1 protein-coding gene is annotated in these 306 nt (G+C 66.7%); it reads right to left on the bottom strand.

The annotated features are described in order from the left end of the window. The coding region (locus HX846_RS38465; protein WP_178967609.1) for a PhnD/SsuA/transferrin family substrate-binding protein at positions 1-306 on the bottom strand (306 nt) is incomplete at both ends.

The following is a 306-nucleotide window of genomic DNA, read 5'->3' as shown; positions in this document are numbered from 1 at the left end:
GCAGATCCTGCAAGGCCAGGTTCATGACCTCCCGCAGGTGTTCATTTGAGCCCGACGCGCTGATGTAAGGCAGCGTCGGGCTGGGCGCGCTGCGGGTGACGATCCTCAGCCCGGCCACTTCCTCTGGCGCAAAACGGGCGAGGTAGTCGTAGGTCACGCTGTCGATGGCGGCAAGGTCGGCGCGGTTTTCCCGCAGCCAGCGCAGGCTTTCGCGATGGGCGCCGCTGATGCCGACTTCGGCAAAGAACCGACCGCCCTGCTGCAGCGGCGCCAGGCGTTCGCGCAGCAGGTTCATGCCGCTGTTGG

It is taken from the genome of Pseudomonas sp. K5002, assembly GCF_013386655.1.
Taxonomy (GTDB): domain Bacteria; phylum Pseudomonadota; class Gammaproteobacteria; order Pseudomonadales; family Pseudomonadaceae; genus Aquipseudomonas.
This window is presented reverse-complemented; position numbering and strand designations above follow the sequence as displayed.